Here is an 18,077-nt window from a genome sequence, read left to right as displayed (position 1 = left end):
CCGGAAGGTAGAGGCGTTCTGCACGATTTGTCCGATTATGCAGGTTCGGTCCAGCCCGGGCCTTTCGGACAGCGCAACGGCAGCTCTTGAAAGCGTTAAAACAGTAATTATTTCATATCCTTAGGCGACCTAAAGGCAGGATCGCCCCATCGATGACGGGACGTTCGGCAATGATCATCTGCCTGATGCGGCACGATTAACTTGTCTGTCGTCGTGAGCCGCTACAATATCTTGGATTGATCTTGCGCCGCCGGTGGCGGCGCGACCGAGCCAGGCCCGTCCGAGCGGCGGGCCGTTGGCTTTTTGGGAGTTTGGTCATGAGCCGCGCGAACCGTACCGACCACATCCGCCTCACCTCCCATCCGGAGCCGGGCCGGGCAGCCGCCTTCCCGATCCATTGGGGCGCCGCGGATGCGCGCGCCCGCGGGCCGATTATCGGCACGGTGTCGCGCGCCGGGGATCGCAACGTGATCGGCAGCCATGGCGGCTCCTATGCGATGTACCGCGCGCTCGCGGTGTCCGCTGGCGCACTCGATCCGATCCGGCGCCCTGACCTCACCAACACATTTCCGGCGGCGACCATCGGCCCGTTCGAGCAATGGCGCGATCCCGCCACGATCGTCGCGCTCGATCCCTGGGGACATCTGGTCGCCGAGAATTTCGGCAAGGAAATCGCCGAGGGCTCCGACATCCGTCCGAGCATCGCGGTGACGCGCGCGCGGCTTGACCTGCCGGAGATCCGCGAGGCGCTGGCCGCAAAGCGGCTGCGCGCCGACGGCGAGGTCGTGCACGCCAATGGCAGCGTCTCCGTGGTGAAGATCGCGATCGATCCGGTGTGGTATCTGCCGGGCCTTGCCGAGCGGTTCAAGACCAACGAGACCGAACTGCGCCGCACGCTGTTCGAGCAGACCGCCGGCATGTTCCCCGAGCTCGTGACGCGGCCGGACATGAAAGTGTTCCTGCCGCCGATCGGCGGCACCACGGTTTACATGTTCGGCGACGTGACGAAGTTGCCCGACCATCGCACCAGGATCACCTGCCGCGTGCATGACGAGTGCAACGGCTCCGACGTGTTTGGCTCCGACATCTGCACCTGCCGTCCCTATCTCATCCACGGCATCGAGGAATCCGCGCGCGGCGCGCAGGAAGGCGGGCTCGGACTCGTCATCTACAACCGCAAGGAAGGCCGCGCGCTCGGCGAGGTCACGAAATTTCTGGTCTACAACGCACGCAAGCGCCAGGAGGACGGCGATGCGGCCGCCACCTATTTCGAGCGCACCGAATGCGTCGCCGGCGTGCAGGATGCGCGCTTCCAGCAATTGATGCCGGATACCATTCACTGGCTCGGCCTGAAGCGCATCGACCGGTTCCTGTCGATGAGCGACATGAAATATGACGCACTGACCTCGCAAGGCATCGACATTGTCGAGCGTGTGCCGATTCCGCCGGAACTGATTCCCGCCGACGGTTATGTCGAGATGGCCGCGAAGAAGGCCGCCGGCTACTACTCGACCGACGTCGCGCCCGAGAAGGACGTCAACGGCGTGGTCGGGCGTTCGCTGGAAAAATACTGATCAGGCGATGACCGACGCTCTGGAACTGCAGGCCCGCTCGCTGCTCAGTGCAGCAGCGGTTCGCGCGCGCGCCGAACAAATGCTCGAGATCGGCCTGCACGGCGGGCTCAGCCATTTCACCGTCGATCTCGATTACATGGACGCCGTCGCGGAGGCCGTGCTCGCGGTGACGCGAAAGGCCTACCCGACGCTGGAGATTCCGTTCCACGCGCGTTGGCGGCATTTCGTGCTCGGCGGTATCGACCGCTGGGCGCGGCTGGCGGATGCCGCATCGTGGCCTGACCGCGCCGCGCGTGCGCGCGCCGAGTTCGATCTCGCCATCGTCAGCGTGCTGCTCGATGCCGGCGCGGGCGCTGAGTGGCGCTATCATGATGCGGTGACGGGACAAGGCATCGGCCGGTCCGAGGGTCTCGCGATCGCGAGCCTCGACATGTTCGCAAGCGGCCTGTTTTCCGGCGATCCGCGCGCGCCCTTCAGGGTCGACGCGGGTGTGCTCGCAAAGCTGCCGCTCGCTGCACTGACATCCGCGTTTCAAGTGACGGACGCCAATCCCTTGCTCGGCCTCGAAGGCCGTACGGATCTGCTGCAGCGCCTGGGCAAGCTGGTCGCCGGGCGTCCGGAGATTTTCGGCCTGCACGATAGCCCACGGCCGGGCGGCTTGTTCGATCACATCGCAGCGCAAGCCAAGGAGGGCACCATCGCCGCGCCCGCGATCCTCTCCGCGGTGCTGAACCAGCTTGGGCCAATCTGGCCGTCGCGACTCGATCTCGCCGGGATTTCGCTCGGCGATTGCTGGCGCCATCCGGCGCTCAAGGCCAATGACGCGACCGCGGGCCTCGTGCCGCTGCACAAGCTGTCGCAATGGCTGAGCTATTCGTTGATCGAACCGCTTCAGCGCGCCGGCTTTGACGTGACCGACATCGACGGCCTCACCGGGCTCGCCGAATATCGCAACGGTGGCCTGTTCGTCGATCACGCCGTGCTGCGCCTGCGCGATGCCGCGGACGCCGGGCGCGCGCATGCGGTGGACTCATTGCTGGTCGTCGAATGGCGTGCGCTGACCGTGGCGCTGCTGGACCGGCTTGCCGGACTGGTTCGCGCCAAGCTCGGCCGCACGCCCGAGACATTGCCGCTCGCCAGCATCCTGGAAGGCGGCACCTGGGCCGCTGGCCGCGCCATTGCGTTTGCGCTCCGGCCCGATGGTTCGCCGCCGCTCAAGGTGATCAGCGACGGCACTGTTTTCTAAACCCTCTCCCCTTGCGGGAGAGGGTGGCTTCGCGAAAGCGAAGCCGGGTGAGGGGTCTCTATCCTCACCAACGGTCTTGCAAGTGGAAAGAAACCCCTCATCCGGCGCTTCGCGCCACCTTCTCCCGCAAGGGGAGAAGGAAGAAAGGCATCCGATCATGGAAGGCGTCACGATCGTCGATCATCCGCTGGTGCAGCACAAGCTGACGCTGGTGCGGGACAAATCCATCTCGACCAAGTCCTTCCGCGAGCTGATCAAGGAGATCGGCATGCTGCTGTGCTACGAGGTGACGCGCGACCTGCCGCTCGCGGACACCGTCATCGAGACGCCGCTGGCGACGATGCATTCGGCCAAGATCGCCGGCAAGAAGCTGGTGTTCGTGCCGATGCTCCGGGCCGGCACCACCTTCGTCGACGGCATGATGGATCTGGTGCCGACCGCGCGCGTCGCGCATATCGGGCTCTATCGTGAACCGGAGAGTTTTGCGGCGGTCGAGTATTTCTTCAAATCGCCGTCCGATCTCAGCGAGCGCCTCGCCATCGTGGTGACGCCGGTGGTCGCCACCGCCAACACGGCCGTGGCCGCCATCGACCGGCTGAAGGAGCGCGGCGCGAAAGACATCCGCCTCGCCTGCCTGATCGCCGCGCCGGAAGGGCTGGAGCGGCTTCGCGGCCTGCATCCCGACGTGCCGATCTGGACGGCCGCGGTCGACGAAGGCCTCGACAAGAACGGTTTTATTCTCCCGGGTCTCGGCGACGCCGGCGACCGCGCTTACGGGACGCGGTAACTTTCAGATCTTCCCGCTGCCGCAAATCAGCTTCAACGATTGCCACTCCTTGTCCGTCAGCAGCGGCGGGCCGCTGGCGGGGCGGTCTTCTTTCGTCATGCGGGCGAGCCGGTCCTCGGTGAGCGGATGGCTCGCCAGAATCGACGTGAGGCCGCCGCCTTCCTTGCCGGTGATGCGGAACATCAATTCGGCCGCGGGCTTCGGCGATCGGCCGAGCTTGTGCATGATCTCGATCGCGAACGCATCGGCGGCGGTCTCGGCCTCGCGCGAATAGGAGGCCTCGACCACACTACGCGAGGCGAAGATCACGGCGGAGGAACCGGTGACGTCGCCGAACAAGAGGCCAATCAGGAACGAGGTGCCGCCGTTATAGATCAGGCCGCGCATGTTGTCGTAATGCTTGAGATGGCCGAGCTCGTGCGCGAGGATGCCGGCGAGCTCGTCGGGGGTTTGGGCCTTGTCAATCAGGGCCTTCAATACGTAGACCTTGCCGCCCGGCAGCGCGAAGGCGTTCGGTATCGAGGACGGCAGGACACCGGCGGTCATGCTGTCGTCGTCGAGGCCGGCGGCGTCGCGCAGGCGGTTGACGAGCTTGACGAAGGCGGCTTTCCCGGCCGGATCGTCGCATGCTTTGCCGCCGAAGATGGTCTTGACCTGGACTTCCGACGCATCGCCGATGCGCCGCTCGATCGGTTTCGGCACCAGCGGTGCGAGACGGTCGGCGGCAAGCGGCACGCCGAACAGCACGACACAGACGATGGAGACAGCGGCCGCTACCGACCAGCCGACGATCTTTGCGACGCCGCGGCGCGAGGTCTGGTGCTCGTCGAGACGCATGCAGCGGGCAGTGACATCGGCGGCCAGCGCGGCGTCGCGGATTTCGAGGCGCGCCAGGGACGGCGCGGAGGTACAGGCAAGACGCAACACTCCGGCCGGGCTGTCGGCGCGGCGGATATCTGCATAGGCCCAGCGAACGGGCGCCCCGCCCTCCTCGACAATCTCGAGCGCGTCGCCGAGTGTCAGCGTCACCTGCCGCCTGCGGCTCGACACGCCGTCGAAGAAGATCGTCGGCTTGGCGGACTGCGTGGGGGACTCAGGTGACAACTCACTCACAGATCAAAATCCCGCGACATCGAGCCCGTCGGCAAAACCTTCGCCGAGCGCGCTGGCAAGCTCGCCGCTGCCGCGCACGTCCGCCGCGGCGCCGATGTTGTGCACCTCGACGGTCTCCAGCACCTTGGCCCAGATATCACGCTGCAGATAGACCCGCATGACGATGTTGATCGCGAGCGCGAGCGCAAAATAGCCGATGACCATCATCACCACCATCGGGATGCTTTTGGCGGTATTGCCGGCTTCGAACATTTGATCGGCCGGAACGCCGCTCAGCTGGACGACGAGCAACGCGGCGCCGCCCATATAGGCGGCGAACACGGTCGTGAGCAGCATCCACCAGCCGATCACTTTCCAGTACAGGCCATAGAACGCGTCATGCGGCAGCTGCGAGGACAGGCTGACGCCGCCGATGCGGATGCCGTCGAGCCACCAACGCCATTCGCGCGCCTTGAACTCGGCATAGACAAACGGCGCGAGCGGGAAGATGAGGAGCGCGACCGGGCTGAGCAGCCACAGCCACCACGCACGCTTGAAGAAGGTCCAGCCGTCGCCCTCGAAATCGCCGGAGCGATCGCCGTAATGGGTGTGCCGCATCTTGTAGCGTTCGAGCGAGGCTTCGCGCCAGGGCAGCGCCAGACCGAGGGTGAGGAACACCAGCAGGCCCCACGCCATGGCGCGGAACGAATAGGCCCAGCCCGAGCCGTCCATCCAGAACCGCACGCCGCGCCAGACCGTGCGCGTCAAGCGGTAGCGCCGCGCGCGAAAGATCGCGAACTGGCCGAAGGCGTAGAAGCTGATGAACAGCGGCGTCGAGGCAAAGCCCTGCCAGCGCTCGAACTCGATACCGACGAGAAAATAAGCGAGGTAAATCGGCACCAGGATCGCGAGCGCGAACAGGAAGCCGATCAAAAGCTCCTTGGCCCGACCGGTATATTCGGCGGCGTCGCCGTCGATCGCGGTGTTCGACCACAAATGACGGCGGATGTCGGTGACCAGCCAGAACCGGTAGAAGCCGAAGGTGACGAGCTCCAGCATGGCCCCCTTGGTGACCAATTTGCGAAACTCGGTGCGGTTACCGGTGAAATCGACCCGCGTCGGCGGCAACGGCGGGGGCAAGGGTTCGGACCCGATCGGGGTCCATTGCATGTCGTTCACGGCGGCAACCTCGGGGTGCGGATCTGTCGCGGTCAAACTATAGATCAGACATTAGTCGAGCCCTAGGACGGGGCGGTTCGATTTGGGCTCGATTTCCGTTGGTTTCTCGCACGATTCTCAGACAAATGGCGTGCGCGGGATCACGTTGGATGTCCTGTAGCCCGGATGGAGCGCAGCGCAATCCGGGGCAGTGCGAGTTGCGGCCGAATCCCGGATTACGCTTCGCTCCATCCGGGCTACTGGACCAACATCCACCTCTTGCAAAGGTTGGAGGAGGCGAAACTCTCCCTTGCTCCGGCGCCGACAACGGGTTGTAATTGCAAATCAAATACCGCAGCGCAGAATTCATAAAAACGGCGCGCGGAGGACTATCAGGGAGAGCGGTCATGCATGGGACCATCGAGAACGCGGCCAAGCTCGACGCATTGCGCGAGCGTGCGTCATCACTGCCGCTGGAGCAGTTCGATCCGGGCGATCCCGAATTGTTCAGGACGGATACGTTCTGGCCGTATTTCGACCGCCTGCGCCGGGAAGATCCCGTGCACTACTGCAAGGACTCGATGTTCGGGCCGTACTGGTCGGTCACGCGCTACAACGACATCATGGAGATCGAAACCAACCATTCGGTGTTCTCCTCGGCCTCCTCGCTCGGCGGCATCACCATCCGCGACATCGACCCGGATTTGCGCCGCGAGAGTTTCATCTCGATGGACCCGCCGCGCCATGCCGCGCAGCGCAAGACCGTCGCGCCGATGTTCACGCCGACGCATCTGGACAATCTCGCCCTCAACATCCGCAAGCGCTCGGCCGAGTGCCTCGACAATCTACCGCGCGGTGAGGTGTTCGACTGGGTCGATCGCGTCTCGATCGAGCTCACCACCCAGATGCTCGCCGTGCTGTTCGATTTCCCTTGGGAGGACCGCCGCAAGCTGACGCGCTGGTCCGATATCGCCACCACCATTCCCGGCCCCGACGGCCTCGTCGCTACCGAAGACGAGCGGCAGGCCGAGCTGGCGGAATGCGCCGGCTATTTCGCGCGGCTGTGGAAGGAGCGCATCGCGCAGCCACCGAAAAGCGACCTGCTATCGATGATGGCGCATGGCGCCGCCACGCGCGACATGGATGCGAAGAACTTTCTCGGCAATCTCATTCTTTTGATCGTCGGCGGCAATGACACCACCCGCAATACCATGTCAGGCTCGCTCCACGCGCTGAGCCAGCATCCGGAGCAGTATCGCAAGCTGCGCGACAATCCGGCGCTGCTCGACAGTTTCGTGCCGGAGGTGATCCGCTGGCAGACGCCGCTGGCGCATATGCGCCGAACCGCGCTTGCCGACTTCGAGTTCCGCGGCAAGCAGATCAGGAAAGGTGACAAGGTCGTGATGTGGTACGTCTCGGGCAACCGCGACGAGGAGGTGATCGAGAAGCCCTACGACTTCATCATCGATCGCGCCCGCCCGCGCACGCATCTGTCCTTCGGCTTCGGCATCCACCGCTGCGTCGGCTTGCGGCTTGCCGAGCTTCAGCTCAAGATTATCTGGGAAGAAATCCTGAGGCGTTTCGACCATATCGACGTGATCGGTGAACCCAAGCGGGTCTATTCGAGTTTCGTAAAGGGTCTTGAAACCCTGCCGGTTAAGATTGCGGCGTGAGACAAGAACAACTGGAGCTACCCTCATGAACATCCAAGCGCCGGTTAAAGTGGACAAGGCCGAACGCATGCGCAGGGCCCGCGAGGAGGCCTATGCGACGCCGCTGGCGCAGTTTCACCCCGGCGCGCCCAGGCTGTTCCAGGACGACACGCTGTGGCCGTGGTTCGAACGGCTGCGCAAGGAAGAACCGGTGCATTACTGCACCAACGCGCCGATCGAACCGTACTGGTCGGTGGTGAAGTACGACGACATCATGCATGTCGACACCAATCACGGCATCTTCTCATCCGACTCGACGCTCGGCGGCATCGGGATCCGCGACGTGCCGCAGGGCTACGACTGGCCGAGCTTCATCGCGATGGACCAGCCGCGTCATTCGTCGCAACGCAAGACGGTGTCGCCGATGTTCACACCGGCGCATCTGGACGAGCTGGCAAAACTGATTCGCCAGCGCTCGCAGACCGTGCTCGACAATCTGCCGCGCAACGAGACCTTCAACTTCGTCGAGCGGGTCTCGATCGAGCTGACGACGCAGATGCTGGCGACCCTGTTCGACTTCCCCTGGGAAGAGCGGCGCAAGCTGACGCGCTGGTCTGACGTCGCGACCGCGCTGCCCAAGAGCGGCATCGTCGCCTCCGCCGAAGAGCGCCGCCGCGAGATGGACGAGTGCTACGCCTACATGTCGAAGCTCTGGAACGAACGCGTCAACTCCGCGCCGCGCAACGACCTGTTGTCGCTGATGGCGCACAATGACGCCACGCGTTTCATGGACCCCGACAACCTCATGGGCAACATCATCCTGCTCATCGTCGGCGGCAACGACACCACGCGCAACACCATGACCGGCTCGGTGCTGGCGCTGAACGAGAATCCCGATCAGTATGACAAGCTCCGCGCCAATCCGGAACTGATCGACTCCATGGTGCCGGAGGTGATCCGCTGGCAGACGCCACTGGCGCATATGCGCCGCACCGCGCTTGCCGACACCGAAGTCGGCGGCAAGCACATCAAGAAGGGCGACCGCGTCGTGATGTGGTACGTCTCCGGCAACCGCGACGAGGAGATGTTCGAAGAGCCGAACGAGTTCATCATCGACCGCCCGCGACCGCGTACCCACCTCTCCTTCGGCTTCGGCATCCACCGCTGCGTCGGCATGCGCCTTGCCGAGCTGCAGCTCAGAATCGTCTGGGAGGAGATGCTGAAGCGGTTCGACCGCATCGAGTTGGTCGGCGAGCCGAAGCGGATCTATTCGAGCTTCATCAAGGGGTATGAAAGCCTGCCGGTAAGGATTCCGGGGTAGGCTCTATCCTCCGTCATTGCGAGCGCAGCGAAGCAATCCAGTCTGCCTCCGCGGAAAGATTCCTGGATTGCTTCGCTGCGCTCGCAATGACGAGGTTTTGGCGACACGTGCGCGCCAAACTCGCACTGCCCCCTCACCAGCTATAAAATTCCGGCATGACAGGTCGCGCCAGATGCGAAGGCACGAGGGCGTGCGGCTGTTCTACCACACTGAAAGCATCTAACTCAGCTTGATGTCCCACAGGCCTTCCTTGCGACAGGCGGCGACCTCGTCGCGCAGGAGGGCGGTGATGGCGAGCGAGGCCGTCGAGGCCGGACGGTCGATCGGAGAGGCGAAAATGAGTTCGCGCGTCATCGGCCTGGAGACGACGGCGGTTTCCAGCCGTCCCTCGGCGACCTCGCCGTGGACCGACGACGGCGGCAGCAGCGCAAAGCCGAGGCCCTCCTCGACCAGGCTGGTCAGCACGCGAAACGAATCCGCTTCCAGCTGGACGTTGAGCTTGATCTTGCGCTGGGCCGCCGCGTGCTCGATCAGCGCGCGCAGGCCGTGGGAATGACTGGGCAGCACCAGCCGCTGCCGCAGCAGCCAGCCGATCTCGACGCTCTTCTTGCGCGCGAGGCCGCAGCCGCGCGGGCCGACTGCGACGATGTTGTCGCGGCCAAGACTCTCGACGTTGAGATGCAGATCGGCGGAGCGACCGTAGAGGATGGCGAGGTCCATCTCGCCGCGGTGAAGCCATTCGACGAGGTGGCCGCTGTAGCTCTCGACGATACGCAGCGAAATGCCGGGAAATTTTTCGACGCAGCGCCGCGCAAAGCGCGCCGACAGCACGCAGCTCACGGTCGGGACGAGGCCGAGCACGACCTGGCCGGACGGCGGCCCCTTGGCCGACTGGATGTCGTCGCGGATCTGGTCGATCTGGCGCACGATGCCGGAGGTGCGCGCCAGCAGCAGCCGGCCGGCCTCGGTCAGCACCATGCCGCGGCCGTTGCGCGTGAACAGTTCGACGCGCAGCTCGTGCTCCAGCAGCTTGATCTGGCGGCTCAGCGCGGGCTGCGCCACGCGCAGCGTGTCGGAGGCCTTGGAGAGGCTGCCGAGCTCCGCCACGCAACTGAAGGTCCTGAGCTGACGGAAATCCATGCTTGCCAATCCTGGAAGGCTACTCCATACGCTATAGCAAATGAGCATAGGGGGCTGGCATTGTTTTCACAACGCCAGGGGATCGGCCGGCGTTATCTTGACTGCCGCTACCATTGGGAAACGCCATGAGTGAAGACCACCACACCGAAGATCATTCCGACATCCGCGAGGCCGTCGCAAAGCTGTGCGCGCAGTTTCCCGGCGAATACTGGCGCAAGCTCGATCGCGAGATGGCCTATCCGAAGACCTTCGTCGACGCGCTGACGGAGGCCGGCTATCTCTCGGTGCTGATCCCCGAGGAATATGGCGGCGCGGGGCTGAAGCTGTCCGCGGCCGCGGCGATCCTCGAGGAGATCCAGCGCGCGGGCTGCAACGGCGGCGGCTGCCATGCCCAGATGTACACGATGGGCACGGTGCTGCGGCACGGCAGCGACGAGCAGAAGGCGAAATATCTGCCGAAGGTCGCGAGCGGCGAATTGCGGCTGCAGGCTTTCGGCGTCACCGAGCCGACCAGCGGCACCGACACCACCTCGCTGAAGACCTTCGCGCGCAAGGACGGCAATGCCGGCTACATCGTCAACGGCCAGAAGATCTGGACCAGCCGCGCCGAGCATTCCGACCTGATGCTGCTGCTGGCGCGGACCACGCCGAAGGACGAGGTCAAGAAGCGCACCGACGGTCTGTCCGTGTTCATCGTCGACATGCGCGAGGCCAGGAACAAGGGCCTCGAGATTCGCCCGATCCGCACCATGATGAACCACGCCACCACCGAAGTGTTCTTCACCGACATGAAGGTGCCGGCGGAGAATCTGATCGGCGAGGAAGGCAAGGGTTTCCGCTACATCCTCTCCGGGATGAATGCCGAGCGCATCCTGATCGCGGCCGAGTGCATCGGCGACGCCAAATGGTTCATCGCCAAGGCGACGAACTACGCCAAGGAGCGCAGCGTGTTCGGCCGGCCGATCGGCCAGAACCAGGGCATCCAGTTCCCGATCGCCAAGGCCTACGCCGCGATGCGTGCGGCCGAGCTGATGGTGAAGGAGGCCACGCGCAAATACGAGGCCGGACTCGATTGCGGCGCGGAAGCCAACATGGCCAAGATGCTGGCGGCCGATGCGTCGTGGGAAGCGGCGAATGCCTGCGTCCAGACCCATGGCGGCTTCGGCTTCGCCGAGGAATACGACGTCGAGCGCAAATTCCGCGAGACGCGGCTCTATCAGGTCGCGCCGATCTCGACCAATCTCGTGCTCTCCTTCATCGCCGAGCACGTGCTCGGCATGCCGCGCTCATACTGAGGCAGCAATCATGGGAGCATTGGACGGGATCAGGGTGATTGCGGTGGAACAGGCGGTGGCGGCGCCGTTCTGCTCGTCGCGGTTGGCGGATGCCGGCGCGGAGGTCATCAAGATCGAGCGACCGGAGGGCGATTTCGCGCGCAGTTATGACGCGGCGGCCAAGGGCCAGAGCAGCTACTTTGTGTGGCTCAACCGCGGCAAGCAATCCGCGGTGGTCGATCTCGCCACCAAAGAAGGCTGCGCCGAGCTCGAGAGACTTATCGCGAGCGCGGACGTGCTGATCCAGAACCTCAAGCCCGGCTCGATGGACAAGCTCGGCTTTTCGCGCGAACGGCTGCTGAAGGATTACCCGAGGCTGATCTCCTGCACCATCACCGGCTATGGCGACGAAGGCCCCTACGCCCAGCGCAAGGCCTATGACCTCTTGATCCAGGCCGAGAGCGGGCTTGCCTCAATCACCGGCAACCCCGATGGCGCCTCGCGCGTCGGCATGTCCATCGTCGACGTCGCGACCGGCGCGACCGCGCATGCCGCGATTTTGGAGGCGCTGATCGGGCGCGGGCGCACCGGCAAGGGCGCCGACATCCGCATCTCCATGTTCGACGTGATGGCGGACTGGTGCACCGTGCCGCTGCTCAACTCCGAGGCCGGCAATCCGCCCAAGCGCATGGGCCTGCGCCATCCCTCGATCGCGCCCTATGGCGTGTTCACCTCAAAGGACGGCAAGGATATCCTGATCTCGATCCAGAGCGAGCGCGAGTGGAAGACGCTGTGCGCCAAGGTGCTGGATCAGCCCGACCTGCCGAACGATCCGCGCGTCGCCAACATGGTCGAACGCGTGCGCAACCGCGACTTCACCGACACGGCGGTGGCCGATGTCTTTCGCAAGATGACGCGCGACGAACTGCTGAAGCGGCTGTCGAATGCCGACATCGCCTTTGCCGAGGTCAACACCATGGCCGACCTCACCAACCATCCGCATCTGCGCCGCATCGAGGTCGACACGCCGAACGGCCCTGTCAGCTATCCCGCGCCGGCGCCGATCATCGTCGGCGAGACGCGCAGCTACGGCGCCGTGCCCGCGATCGGCGAAAAGCCGGCAAAAAATCATAACAAGAGCGAGGCATCATGACCGAAAAGCTCGACATCGATCACTTGCGGCAATGGATCGGCCGCAGCCAGGAGGCAACCGACACCGTCACCGCGCACCTCGTCATGGGTTTGCGCGCGACGCTGTTCCAGGAAGTCGGCGAGCCCAAGACGGGCGACGCCGCGCCGTTCACGGTGCATTGGTGTCTGGCGCAGCCGGTGTTTCCGATGTCAATGCTCGGGCCCGACGGCCACCCGACCCGCGGCGGTTTCCTGCCGCCGGTGCCGTTGCCGCGCCGGATGTGGGCCGGCGGCGAGATCGAGTTCCTGCAGCCGCTGCAGGTGGGCGATGAATCGACGCGGACCTCGCGTATCGCCGACGTGCAGGTGAAGACGGGCTCGACCGGCACACTGTGCTTCGTCTCGGTCGAGCACAGCATCTCCAGCCCACGCGGCGTCGCCATCCGCGAGCGCCAGGACATCGTCTATCGCGAGATGACCAGCAGCGCGCCCGCGACCGCAAAGGCACCGCCTCCGCCGCCCCAGGCGCAGCACCGCGAGACGCATGTGTCCGATCCCGTGCTGCTGTTCCGTTATTCCGCCCTCACCTTCAACGGCCACCGCATCCATTACGACCGCGATTACGTCACCAAGGTCGAGGGCTATCCGGGCCTGATCTTCCACGGACCGTTGCAGGCCGCGCTGATCATCGAGCTGGCGGCAAAACTGCGCGGGGGCAAGGCGCCCAGGAAGTTCACTTATCGCGGCCTGCAGCCGCTGTTCGAGGGAACGGAGTTCTCCATCAACGCCAATGAGACCGCTGATGGCATGGAGCTGTGGACCGCGAATGCGGAAGGGCAGCCGACGATGAAGGGCACGGCGGTGTGGTGAGGCGCCGCTCTCTCCTCGCCATTGCGAGCGCAGCGAAGCAATCCAGAATCCCTCTGCGGAGATATTCTGGATTGCTTCGTCGCAAGGACTCCTCGCAATCACGGGTGAGGCAGAAAGCATCGATAAACAACTGGGACGGAAACCATGGCCAAGAACGGCAAAAGCGGCACCAAGTCCGTCACCGTCAAGCAGGCGACCCTCGACCTGCTGCGCTCCTTCGGCATCGACAGGGTGTTCGGCAATCCCGGCTCGACCGAGCTGCCGTTCCTGAGCGACTGGCCAGACGACATCGACTACGTGCTGGCGCTGCAGGAAGCTTCCGCGGTCGGCATGGCCGATGGCTACGCGCAGGCGACGCGCAATGCCGGCTTCGTCAATCTGCATTCGGCGGCCGGCGTCGGCAACGCGCTCGGCAACATCTATACCGCGCATCGCAACCAGACGCCGCTGGTGATCACCGCCGGCCAGCAAGCGCGCTCGATCCTCCCCTTGCAGGCGTTTCTCTATGCCGAACGCGCCTCGGAGTTTCCGCGGCCCTATGTGAAGTACAGCGTCGAGCCGGCGCGGCCCGAGGACGTGCCCGCCGCGATCGCGCGCGCCTATTACACGGCGATGCAACCGCCATGCGGGCCGACCTTCGTGTCGATCCCGGTCGACGACTGGGCGCATGCCGCAGCGCCCATCGAGGCGCGCAAGGTCAGCCGCGAGATCGGACCCGAGCCTGACGCGATGAAGGCGCTCGTCGCAGCGCTCGGGTCGGCCAAGCACCCTGCTCTCGTCGTCGGCCCCGGCGTCGATCGCGCCGGCGCGGTCGATCTGATGGTGCGCGTGGCCGAGAAGGCCAGGGCCAGCGTCTGGGTCAGCCCGTTCTCGGCGCGGTGCTCGTTCCCCGAACGCCATCCGCAATTCGCGGGCTTCCTGCACGCCTCGCCCGCGCAACTCTCCGATGCGCTGCGCGAGCACGATCTCGTCGTTGTCGTCGGCGCGCCGGTGTTCACCTTCCATGTCGAGGGCCACGCCGCGATCTTCGACGGCGGCACGACCATCTTCCAGATCACGGACGATCCGGATGCGGCGGCGGTGACGCCATCAGGCACCAGCATCATCGCGACGATGAAGCCCGCGCTGAGCCTGCTGCTCGACCTGCTGCCGGAGAGCAAGCGCGCGGCGCCGAAGGGACGCACGCTGCCGCCAGCACCGCAGGCCGGCGATCCGCTGCCAGTGGAGTTCCTGCTGCATACGCTGTCGCAGGCCATGCCCGATGGCGCCTCACTGGTGGAGGAAGTGCCCTCGCACCGGCCGGCGATGCAGAAGTTCATGCCGATGCCCGGCCAGGACAGTTTTTACACCATGTCCAGCGGCGGCCTCGGCTATTCGCTGCCCGCCGCCGTCGGCATGGCGCTCGGCAAGCCAAACAGCCGCACCGTCTGCCTGATCGGCGACGGCTCGGCGATGTACTCGATCCAGGCGCTGTGGACCGCCGCGCAGCGCAAGCTGCCGCTGACCATCGTCGTCATCAACAATTCCGGCTACGGCGCGATGCGTTCGTTCAGCCAGGTGATGCAGGTGCGGAACGTGCCGGGGCTGGAGCTGCCGGGGATCGATTTCGTGCGGCTGGCCGAAGGCATGGGCTGCCACGCGGTGCGGGTGAGCAAGGCGGCGGAGCTCGGCGAGGCGCTGAAGCGCGGGATGGCGCATGAGGGCACGAGCCTGGTGGAAGTTGTGGTGGATTCGGCGGTGCCGGTGTTGTACGGGCAGAAGCATTGACGGTGCCGTAGCCCGGATGGAGCGCTGCGCAATCCGGGAATCGTGCCGCAAGCGCGTCGGCCCGGATTACGCTTCGCTCCATCCGGGCTACGAAGCCAGAAAGCCCCCATCTGCCGCCAGCACATGCCCGACGACGTATGACGACGCGTCGGACGACAGCCACACCACCGCCTCCGCCACCTCCTCCGGGCTCCCCATCCGCCGCAACGGCAGACCTGCACTCACTGTCGCGATATCGCCGACGCCAGCGCGCAGCATCATGTCGGTGACGACGCGGCCGGGTGCGATGGCGTTGATGCGGATGCCGCGCGGGGCGTTCTCCATTGCCGCCGAACGGGTCAGCGAGATCGCGGCGGCCTTCGAGGCCGAATAGAGCGAAAAGCCGGGATTGGGATTGCGCATGCCGCTGACGGAGGCGTTGACGACGATGCTGCCGCGCCCCTGCGCCAGCATCGCGGGCAGTTGATGACGCAGGCACAGGAACAGAGCGCGGACATTGGTGTCGAAGACGCTGTCGTAGATCTCCATGCCCTGCTCTTCCAGCGGCGCGCGACGCTCCTGGAAGCCGGCATTGTTGAAGGCGACGTCGAGCCGGCCGCAATGCTCGATCGCCGTGCCGACGAGGCGGGCCACGTCGTCCTCTCGCGTGATATCGGTCTGGATCGCGATCGCGTTCGCACCGAGCTCACGGCATGCCGCGGCGGTGGCGTCGATCTCGGCCTCGCGCCGGCCCGCAACGAGGATCGCCTCCGCGCCTTCGGCCGCCATCCGCAGGGCCGTGGCGCGGCCGATGCCGCTGCCGCCGCCCGTGACAAGGCAGACCTTGCCTCTCATCCGCATTCCGGACGACTCGGTCACGCTCATGGCTCACTCCAAAACGCTTGCGCGCTCCGTTGCGCGCATATAGTTGTATGATACAACTATGCTCAGGGAGTCAAGATGGCCGGGCTTTCGCTGATCGACGACATCCGCGCCGCCTCGCGCCTGATGGTGCGCGAGCTCGGTTTCATGGATGCGACGGTGGCGGCGTCGGACTATCCGCCCTCGGCCGTGCACACCATCCTGGAGATCGGAATCCGCGGGCCGATGACTTCAGGCGACCTCGGCGATTTCCTGCGGCTGGAGAAATCCAGCGTCAGTCGCCTGGTGCGCAAGCTGATCGATTGCGGCGAGCTCCGGGAGACGCCGGACGAGCTCGATGCACGCAGCAAGCGGCTGTCGCTGACGGCGAGGGGCCGGCACACCATGGAGGCGCTGCACGCCTTCGGCCGACAGCAGGTGAGCGGCGCGCTGGCGGTGCTGACGGAGGCCGAGCAGCGCACGGTGCGCGAGGGGATGATGCTCTATGCGCGGGCGCTGAGGGAGAGTCGGGTGGAGAATGAGTCCGCGGCGTGAGGTGCCGTAGCCCGGATGGAGCGAAGCGCAATCCGGGGTTCTTGCCACACGCGAGTCGGCCCCGGATTGCGCTTCGCTCCATCCGGGCTACGGACTCACCACTACTTCCCGAACTCTTCCCGCATCCTGGCCTGGATCTTGGCCATGCCGCCGATCCAGCGGTCGTAGTTCTCGGTCTTCTTGCGCATGTAGCCGAGCACCTGCGGGTGCGGCAGGATCAGGAACGTCTCCTGCTCGAGGCTGGCGAGCACGTCTTTCGCTACCTGCTCGGGCGTCAGGTCGCCATCGCCGGATTGCGGGCCTTTGGGGATCGAGCGCAGCATGTTGGTGTCGACGCCCTGCGGACAGAGGATCGAGACCTTGATGTTGTCCGCCCGGTGCGAGATCGCGAGATTTTCGGCAAAGCCCACCGCGGCGTGCTTGGTGGTGGAATAGGCCGGGCTGCCGACCTGCGAGAGCAGGCCCGCGGCGGAGATCGTGTTGAGGAAATAGCCGCCGCCGCGCGTCTTCATGCGGGGGATGAGATGCCGCGCGGCATAGACATGAGCCATGACGTGGATCGCCCAGCTCCGCTGCCACGGCTCATCCGAAGCGCCGCCGGCATTGACGGACATCGGATCGAAGCCGCCGCCGATGCCGGCGTTGGAGCAGAACAATGCGATCGGGCCGAACTGCCGCTCGGTCTCCTCGATGACGTGGGAAATGTCCCTTTCCTGCGCGACGTCGCATTTGAACGCTGCGCCGTCCACCGTGGCCGCGACCGCCCTTGCATTGTCGGCGTCCATGTCGGCGACCACGACCTTGGCCGCACCGGCGGCGTGGAAGGCCTCGCACATCGCCTTGCCGATGCCGTTGGCGCCGCCCGTGACGACCACGACCTTGCCGGTCACCTGCATGCGACGTCTCCTCTTCTTATTTGTCTTGTACCGCTTCGCGGATGGGATCAGCTCAACACGAGGTCGAGCACCGCGGTATAATGGCATGCCGCGCCGGCCAAGACAAAGGCGTGCCAGATCGCATTCTGGAAGCGCAGCCGGCGCCAGGCGTGGAAGATCACGCCAAAGCTGTAGAGCAGCCCGCCTGCAAGGATGAAGCCCAGCACCAGCGCGGGCAGCGCCTTGACCACGGCGTCGTACAGCATGATGCCGCTCCATCCCATCGCGAGATAGATGCCGACCGCGACGCGGTCGAACCGGCCGGGAAAGCGAAGCTTCAACACGATGCCCGATATCGCGACACACCAGACGCAGACGAGCAGCACCAGCGCAAACACGCTGTCCTTCAACTCCAGGATGAACGGCGTGTAAGTGGAGGCGATCAGAAGATAGATCGCGGAATGATCGAACCGCCGCAGCAGCCATTTGACCGGCGAAACCGGCCAGAGATTATAGGTCGCCGACAGCACCAGCATCGAGAGCAGGCCGGCGACATAGATCGAGACGCCGACGATGTTGGTGGCGTCGGCATAGACCACCGCAAGCACCACCAGGACCGTCGCGGCGATGATCCCCGACAATACACCGATGGCGTGGATGATGCCGTCGGCGATCAGTTCGGCGCGGTCGTAGTGCCAGCCGATCGCGTCGGCCGCGGCATGGACGGAATCAGAGGCAAGCTGCTTCAGTTGGAAGACGGTCATGACAATCCGTAAAGGCTAAAGACAATGCCCT

The 18,077-nt window shown here is 65.0% G+C and carries 16 protein-coding genes; 10 read left to right on the top strand and 6 right to left on the bottom strand.

Annotated features, from left to right (window positions below):
• The first annotated feature begins 317 nt into the window (after nucleotides 1-317).
• From ACQ86E_RS20055 to upp, 3 genes are all read left to right on the top strand, one after another.
• Nucleotides 318-1,574: a GTP cyclohydrolase II gene (locus ACQ86E_RS20055; protein WP_431201454.1), complete on the top strand. Its 1,257-nt coding sequence runs from the start codon at nucleotides 318-320 to the stop codon at nucleotides 1,572-1,574.
• Nucleotides 1,575-1,581: 7 nt separating this feature from the next.
• Complete coding sequence (locus tag ACQ86E_RS20050; protein ID WP_431201453.1) at nucleotides 1,582-2,820, top strand: URC4/urg3 family protein; 1,239 nt, start codon at nucleotides 1,582-1,584, stop codon at nucleotides 2,818-2,820.
• Between the two features lie 157 nt (nucleotides 2,821-2,977).
• Entirely contained in the window at nucleotides 2,978-3,607 is a 630-nt protein-coding gene (gene upp / locus ACQ86E_RS20045; protein ID WP_431201452.1) for a uracil phosphoribosyltransferase, read from the top strand.
• Nucleotides 3,608-3,610: 3 nt separating this feature from the next.
• On the opposite strand, the gene ACQ86E_RS20040 is transcribed toward upp, so the two are convergent.
• A complete protein-coding gene (locus tag ACQ86E_RS20040; RefSeq protein ID WP_431201451.1) occupies nucleotides 3,611-4,720 on the bottom strand; it encodes a M48 family metallopeptidase in 1,110 nt (369 codons plus the stop codon).
• Nucleotides 4,721-4,723: 3 nt separating this feature from the next.
• Nucleotides 4,724-5,869, bottom strand: coding sequence for a YjgN family protein (locus ACQ86E_RS20035; protein ID WP_431206516.1), 1,146 nt, complete (start codon nucleotides 5,867-5,869; stop codon nucleotides 4,724-4,726).
• 395 nt (nucleotides 5,870-6,264) lie between these two features.
• On the opposite strand from ACQ86E_RS20035, the gene ACQ86E_RS20030 reads away from it, so the two are divergent.
• Together ACQ86E_RS20030 and ACQ86E_RS20025 are read left to right on the top strand one after the other, a co-directional pair.
• On the top strand, nucleotides 6,265-7,530 hold the full coding sequence (locus ACQ86E_RS20030; RefSeq protein ID WP_431201450.1) for a cytochrome P450: 1,266 nt from the start codon (nucleotides 6,265-6,267) through the stop codon (nucleotides 7,528-7,530).
• A gap of 25 nt (nucleotides 7,531-7,555) precedes the next feature.
• A complete protein-coding gene (locus tag ACQ86E_RS20025) occupies nucleotides 7,556-8,830 on the top strand; it encodes a cytochrome P450 (RefSeq protein WP_431201449.1) in 1,275 nt (424 codons plus the stop codon).
• Nucleotides 8,831-9,049: 219 nt separating this feature from the next.
• Here the strand turns inward: ACQ86E_RS20025 and ACQ86E_RS20020 are convergent, their stop codons facing one another.
• Nucleotides 9,050-9,970: a LysR substrate-binding domain-containing protein gene (locus ACQ86E_RS20020; RefSeq protein ID WP_431201448.1), complete on the bottom strand. Its 921-nt coding sequence runs from the start codon at nucleotides 9,968-9,970 to the stop codon at nucleotides 9,050-9,052.
• Nucleotides 9,971-10,095: 125 nt separating this feature from the next.
• On the opposite strand from ACQ86E_RS20020, the gene ACQ86E_RS20015 reads away from it, so the two are divergent.
• From ACQ86E_RS20015 to mdlC, 4 genes are all read left to right on the top strand, one after another.
• A complete protein-coding gene (locus ACQ86E_RS20015; RefSeq protein ID WP_431201447.1) occupies nucleotides 10,096-11,265 on the top strand; it encodes an acyl-CoA dehydrogenase family protein in 1,170 nt (389 codons plus the stop codon).
• A gap of 10 nt (nucleotides 11,266-11,275) precedes the next feature.
• Nucleotides 11,276-12,397, top strand: a complete 1,122-nt coding sequence (locus ACQ86E_RS20010) for a CaiB/BaiF CoA transferase family protein (protein WP_431201446.1) — start codon at nucleotides 11,276-11,278, stop codon at nucleotides 12,395-12,397.
• Nucleotides 12,394-13,245, top strand: a complete 852-nt coding sequence (locus ACQ86E_RS20005) for an FAS1-like dehydratase domain-containing protein (RefSeq protein ID WP_431201445.1) — start codon at nucleotides 12,394-12,396, stop codon at nucleotides 13,243-13,245. Before ACQ86E_RS20010 ends, ACQ86E_RS20005 begins: the two co-directional genes overlap by 4 nt.
• Before the next feature lie 144 nt (nucleotides 13,246-13,389).
• Nucleotides 13,390-15,012, top strand: coding sequence for a benzoylformate decarboxylase (mdlC, locus tag ACQ86E_RS20000; protein ID WP_431201444.1), 1,623 nt, complete (start codon nucleotides 13,390-13,392; stop codon nucleotides 15,010-15,012).
• Between the two features lie 87 nt (nucleotides 15,013-15,099).
• Here the strand turns inward: mdlC and ACQ86E_RS19995 are convergent, their stop codons facing one another.
• Complete coding sequence (locus tag ACQ86E_RS19995) at nucleotides 15,100-15,876, bottom strand: SDR family NAD(P)-dependent oxidoreductase (RefSeq protein ID WP_431201443.1); 777 nt, start codon at nucleotides 15,874-15,876, stop codon at nucleotides 15,100-15,102.
• Between the two features lie 75 nt (nucleotides 15,877-15,951).
• Between ACQ86E_RS19995 and ACQ86E_RS19990 the strand changes: the two genes are divergently transcribed.
• Nucleotides 15,952-16,407 carry a MarR family winged helix-turn-helix transcriptional regulator gene (locus ACQ86E_RS19990; RefSeq protein WP_431201442.1) on the top strand — a complete coding sequence of 152 codons (456 nt, stop codon included), beginning with the start codon at nucleotides 15,952-15,954 and terminating at the stop codon, nucleotides 16,405-16,407.
• Between the two features lie 101 nt (nucleotides 16,408-16,508).
• Here the strand turns inward: ACQ86E_RS19990 and ACQ86E_RS19985 are convergent, their stop codons facing one another.
• The gene (locus tag ACQ86E_RS19985) at nucleotides 16,509-17,303 is read right to left on the bottom strand and encodes an SDR family oxidoreductase (RefSeq protein WP_431201441.1); all 795 of its coding nucleotides are present in this window, start codon (nucleotides 17,301-17,303) and stop codon (nucleotides 16,509-16,511) included.
• Nucleotides 17,304-17,350: 47 nt separating this feature from the next.
• Entirely contained in the window at nucleotides 17,351-18,046 is a 696-nt protein-coding gene (gene trhA / locus ACQ86E_RS19980) for a PAQR family membrane homeostasis protein TrhA (protein ID WP_431201440.1), read from the bottom strand.
• Between the last annotated feature and the right edge of the window lie 31 nt (nucleotides 18,047-18,077).

Origin of the sequence: Bradyrhizobium betae (genome assembly GCF_050632175.1) — a bacterium.
Classification (GTDB): Bacteria; Pseudomonadota; Alphaproteobacteria; order Rhizobiales; family Xanthobacteraceae; genus Bradyrhizobium; species Bradyrhizobium betae_B.
This window is presented reverse-complemented; position numbering and strand designations above follow the sequence as displayed.

Coding starts and splice junctions, on each gene's coding strand:
- ACQ86E_RS20015 (WP_431201447.1), top strand. CDS start 10,096: ATGAGTGAAGACCACCACACCGAAGATCATTCCGACATCCGCGAGGCC.
- trhA (WP_431201440.1), bottom strand. CDS start 18,046: ATGACCGTCTTCCAACTGAAGCAGCTTGCCTCTGATTCCGTCCATGCC.
- ACQ86E_RS19990 (WP_431201442.1), top strand. CDS start 15,952: ATGGCCGGGCTTTCGCTGATCGACGACATCCGCGCCGCCTCGCGCCTG.
- ACQ86E_RS20025 (WP_431201449.1), top strand. CDS start 7,556: ATGAACATCCAAGCGCCGGTTAAAGTGGACAAGGCCGAACGCATGCGC.
- ACQ86E_RS20010 (WP_431201446.1), top strand. CDS start 11,276: ATGGGAGCATTGGACGGGATCAGGGTGATTGCGGTGGAACAGGCGGTG.
- ACQ86E_RS19995 (WP_431201443.1), bottom strand. CDS start 15,876: ATGAGCGTGACCGAGTCGTCCGGAATGCGGATGAGAGGCAAGGTCTGC.
- ACQ86E_RS19985 (WP_431201441.1), bottom strand. CDS start 17,303: ATGCAGGTGACCGGCAAGGTCGTGGTCGTCACGGGCGGCGCCAACGGC.
- ACQ86E_RS20005 (WP_431201445.1), top strand. CDS start 12,394: ATGACCGAAAAGCTCGACATCGATCACTTGCGGCAATGGATCGGCCGC.
- ACQ86E_RS20055 (WP_431201454.1), top strand. CDS start 318: ATGAGCCGCGCGAACCGTACCGACCACATCCGCCTCACCTCCCATCCG.
- ACQ86E_RS20050 (WP_431201453.1), top strand. CDS start 1,582: ATGACCGACGCTCTGGAACTGCAGGCCCGCTCGCTGCTCAGTGCAGCA.
- mdlC (WP_431201444.1), top strand. CDS start 13,390: ATGGCCAAGAACGGCAAAAGCGGCACCAAGTCCGTCACCGTCAAGCAG.
- ACQ86E_RS20035 (WP_431206516.1), bottom strand. CDS start 5,869: ATGCAATGGACCCCGATCGGGTCCGAACCCTTGCCCCCGCCGTTGCCG.
- ACQ86E_RS20030 (WP_431201450.1), top strand. CDS start 6,265: ATGCATGGGACCATCGAGAACGCGGCCAAGCTCGACGCATTGCGCGAG.
- upp (WP_431201452.1), top strand. CDS start 2,978: ATGGAAGGCGTCACGATCGTCGATCATCCGCTGGTGCAGCACAAGCTG.
- ACQ86E_RS20020 (WP_431201448.1), bottom strand. CDS start 9,970: ATGGATTTCCGTCAGCTCAGGACCTTCAGTTGCGTGGCGGAGCTCGGC.